We start from the raw sequence: 4382 nt of genomic DNA, 5'->3' as shown, positions 1-4382 counted from the left end.
GGGCACCTCCGGCAACGACACCCTGGTCGGCACCATCCGCAACGACACCATCACCGGTGGGCTGGGCAACGACACCATCACCGGCGGTCTCGGCGACGACACCTACAACTTCACCGAGGGCGACGGCCAGGACACCCTCGCCTCCACCTACGACACCGCCGCCGGCAAGAACAACACGCTGTCCTTCACCAATGTCGGGTACAAGGACGTGACGCTCACCAAGTCGGGCACCTCGCTGATCATCTCGGTCAACGACACCACAGACACCATCACCGTGAAGGACTTCCTGTACGGCGGCAGTGCGACCAACGCCTACAACCCGCTGCAGGAGATCACCTTCGAGGGGGGAACCACCACCTGGGGTCTCGACCAGATCCTGGCGGCGATATCGACCACGGCCACCGCCGCCGTCGTCAGCGCCGGCAGCAACCGCGAGACCGCGCTGGGCATCACCACCTCGGCGACAGCGGCCCTGGTCAGCGCGATGGCTGCGTTCTCGCCGCCGGCTGCGGCAGACACCTTGCCGACGCTGTCGGCCGGTGCCAGCAGCCAGTCGCTCGTGCTGGCTGCGTGGAACTGAGATCGAAGCCCTGACGCACCCGGCGGCCCCCGCGGGCCGTGCCGTCGACACCGGGCTCGACTGCCTGGTGATGATGGCGCGGCTGCATGGCGTGGCCGCCGATCCCGAACAGCTGGCCCATGAGCTGGCCGTGCGCGGGCGGCCGTGGTCGACGCCGGACATCCTGCTGGCGGCCAGGCAGCTGCAGCTGCGGGCCAGGGCGGTTCGCAGCAGCATCGACCGGCTGCCCCGCCTGGCGCTGCCCGTCATGGCGCGATCGGTGCCCGCACCGGGAGCCGACACGTCGGCGGCCGGCTTCTTCCTCATCGCCCGCATCGACGGCGACCAGGTGCTGGTCCACGACCCGGCGGTCGGCCGCCCGGAGCTGCTCAGCCATGACGCGCTGCGCGCGCGCTGGTCCGGCGAGCTGATCCTGTTCGCGTCGCAGGCCTCGGCCGGCCGCGAATGGGGCCGCTTCGACTTCACCTGGTTCATCCCGTCGGTCGTGCGGCACCGCCGGCTGCTCGGCGAGGTGCTGCTGGTGAGCCTTGCGCTGCAGCTGTTCGCGCTGGTCACGCCGCTGTTCTTCCAGGTGGTGATGGACAAGGTGCTGGTGCACCGCGGCTTCACGACGCTCGACGTGATCGCGATCGGCCTGGGCGCCGTGATGGTCTTCGAGGTCGCGCTGACGGCCTTGCGCAGCTACGTTTTTGCGCACACGACGAGCCGCATCGACGTCGAGCTCGGCGCGCGGCTGTTCCGCCACCTGCTGGCGCTGCCGCTCGCGTACTTCCAGGCACGGCGCGTCGGCGACACGGTGGCGCGCGTGCGCGAGCTCGAGAACGTCCGCAGCTTCCTGACCGGCAGCGCGCTCACCGTCGTGCTCGACCTGCTGTTCTCGGTCGTCTTCATCGCGGTGATGCTGTGCTACAGCGGCTGGCTGACGCTGATCGTGCTGGCCTCGCTGCCGTGCTACCTGCTGCTGTCGGCGGCCCTCACGCCGCTGCTGCGCGCACGCCTGAATGACAAGTTCAACCGCGGCGCCGAGAACCAGGCTTTCCTGGTGGAGACGGTGCACGGCATCGACACCGTCAAGTCGATGGCCGTGGAGCCGCAGTGGACGCGCCGCTGGGACCGGCAGCTCGCCGCCTACGTGTCGGCGGGCCTGCGCACCACCACGATCGCGAGCCTCGCGCAGGGCGGCGTCTCGATGGTGTCGAAGCTGGTCACGCTCGCGACGCTCTACGTCGGCGCGCGGCTGGTGATCGACGGCCGCATGAGCGTCGGCCAGCTGGTGGTCTTCAACATGCTGGCCGGCCAGATCGCGCAGCCGGTGATGCGGCTGGCCCAGTTGTGGACCGACTTCCAGCAGACCGGCGTGTCGATGCAGCGCCTGGCCGACATCCTCGACACCCGCACCGAAAGCAGCGGCGCGCGCGGCAGCCTGCCGCGCGTGAGCGGGCGCATCACGTTCGACGACGTGCAGTTCCGCTACCGTCCCGACCGCGCGCCGGTGATCGAGGGCCTGTCGATCGACATCGCGGCCGGCGAGGTGATCGGCATCGTCGGCCGTTCCGGCTCGGGCAAGAGCACGCTCGCGAAGCTGCTGCAGCGGCTGTACGTCCCCGAACGCGGGCGCGTGCTGATCGACGGCATCGACCTGTCGACCCTCGAGTCGAGTTCGCTGCGCCGGCAGATCGGCGTCGTGCTGCAGGACAACATGCTGTTCAACCGCAGCATCCGCGAGAACATCGCGCTGGCCGATGCCGGCACGCCGCTGGAGGCGGTGATCCAGGCCGCGACGCTCGCCGGCGCGCACGAGTTCATCACGGCCCTGCCGGAGGGCTACGACACGCTGGTCGGCGAGCACGGCTCGACGCTGTCCGGCGGGCAGCGCCAACGGCTGGCGATCGCGCGCGCGCTGATCGGCAACCCGCGCATCCTGGTCTTCGACGAGGCGACCAGCGCGCTGGACGTCGAATCCGAGCGCATCGTGCACGACAACATGAAGGCGATCTGCCACGGCCGCACGGTGATCGTCATCGCGCACCGCTTGTCGGCGGTGCGCGATGCCCACCGCATCGTCGTGATGGACGAAGGCCGCATCGTCGAGGCCGGCCCGCATGCCGAGCTGCTGCGGCGCGAGGCCGGGCACTACGCGCGGCTGCATCGCCTGCAGCACGGATGAAGCGCCCGCATGAAGGAGTGCCGATGACGAGGATTCCGCTCGGGCTGCTCGCGTTCGGCGCGCTGCTGGGCCGCTACGGGCGCGCAGGGCGCCTGGCCTGGTGTGCCCGCGCCGAGTTGGCGCCGCCACGCCGTCTTCCGCACGAGCTGCGGTTCCTGCCGGATGCGCAGTCGCTGCAGGAGACGCCGCTGTCGCCGGCGCCGCATGTGGCGATCGGACTGCTGCTCGGCTTCGCGCTGCTTGCGCTGCTGTGGGCGGTGTTCGGCCGGCTCGACATCGTCGCGGTGGCGCCCGGCAGGGTGGTGCCGGCCGAGGGCAGCAAGACCGTGCAGCCGCTGGAGGCCGGCACGGTGCGTGCGATCCGCGTGGCCGAGGGGCAGGCGGTGCGTGCGGGCGACGTGCTGATCGAGCTGGACCCGACCGTCACGCAGGCCGACCTGCAGCGCAGCGAAGGCGAGCTGGCGGCAGCCCGATTGCAGATCGCGCGCGGGCAGGCCTTGCTCGACGCGGTGGCCGGCGGGCACGACGCGCCGCTGCGGCGCCCCGCGTCGGTCAGCGACCGCGACTTCGACGAGGCCCGCCGCATGCTGGCCGGCCAGATCGGCGAGCACCTCGCGCGCCTGGCCCGGCTGGACGCCGAGAGGGCGCAGCGCGAGGCGAGCCGCCACTCGACGCTCGAAGCGGTGCGCAAGCTGGAACAGACCGTGCCGCTCGCACGCCAGCGCGCAGCCGACCTGAAGGACCTGGCCGACCGGAATTTCGTGTCGCGTCACGGCTACCTCGAGCGCGAGCAGGCGCGCATCGAACAGGAGGCCGACCTGGCGACGATGCGCAGCCGCGTGGGCGAGATGGACGCCGGCCTGCTGCAGTCACGCCGCCAGCGCGACCAGCTGGTGGCCGAGGCGCGGCGCAGCGCGCTGGATGGCATCACCACCGCGCAGCAACGCGTGGCGGCGCTGGAGCAGGAGCAGCGCAAGGCGGCGGCGCGCCGCGATGCACAGCGCCTGCTCGCGCCGGTCGACGGCACGGTGCAGCAGCTCGCGGTGCACACCGTGGGCGGCGTCGTGACGGCGGCGCAGCCGCTGATGGTGGTGGTGCCACGCGACGCCCCGCTGGAGGTCGAGGCGCTGGTCGAGAACCGCGACATCGGATTCATCGCGCCGGGGCAATCGGCCGAGGTGAAGGTGGAGACCTTCCCGTACACGCGCTACGGCGTGCTGCACGCGCGCGTCGCGTCGGTATCGAGCGATGCGATCAACGACGACAAGCGCGGGCTGGTGTATTCGACGCGGGTGCGGCTGGAGCGCAAGACCATCGAGATCGACGGCCGCGCGGTACCGTTGAGCGCTGGCATGTCGGTGTCGGCCGAAGTGAAGATCGGCACGCGCCGCGTGATCGATTTCGTGCTGGCACCGCTGGTCGAGCATGCGGGGGAGAGTCTCCGAGAGCGCTGATGGTTCGGCGCGGCAAAGGCGCGGGCGGGGAGTCTGGGGAGCGCCAATAAGGGAGTGGCGCCGGAGCTGGCTGGTTTCATGGCCCGCGTGCGCAGCACGCTTCGTGAACTGACTGTCGCCCACTGTTTGACCACAACGAACGAAGTGAGTGGCGGGAGTTTGGGCGACGGGCCATGAAACC

At 70.8% G+C, this 4382-nt stretch carries 3 protein-coding genes; all 3 read left to right on the top strand.

Annotated features, from left to right (window positions below):
• Window positions 1-580 (top strand): calcium-binding protein (locus AC1D1T_RS30435; RefSeq protein WP_477828841.1); only part of this gene is annotated, 580 nt, incomplete at its 5' end.
• Entirely contained in the window at window positions 567-2747 is a 2181-nt protein-coding gene (locus tag AC1D1T_RS30430; RefSeq protein ID WP_477843758.1) for a type I secretion system permease/ATPase, read from the top strand. The genes AC1D1T_RS30435 and AC1D1T_RS30430, both read left to right, overlap by 14 nt.
• 23 nt (window positions 2748-2770) lie before the next feature.
• Complete coding sequence (locus tag AC1D1T_RS30425; protein ID WP_477828609.1) at window positions 2771-4201, top strand: HlyD family type I secretion periplasmic adaptor subunit; 1431 nt, start codon at window positions 2771-2773, stop codon at window positions 4199-4201.
• Window positions 4202-4382 lie beyond the last annotated feature (181 nt).

The sequence above is a fragment of the Rhizobacter sp. P2_H3 genome, assembly GCF_056403355.1.
The sequence above is the reverse complement of the archived record's forward strand: the minus strand, read 5'-3'. Positions and strand labels throughout refer to the sequence as shown.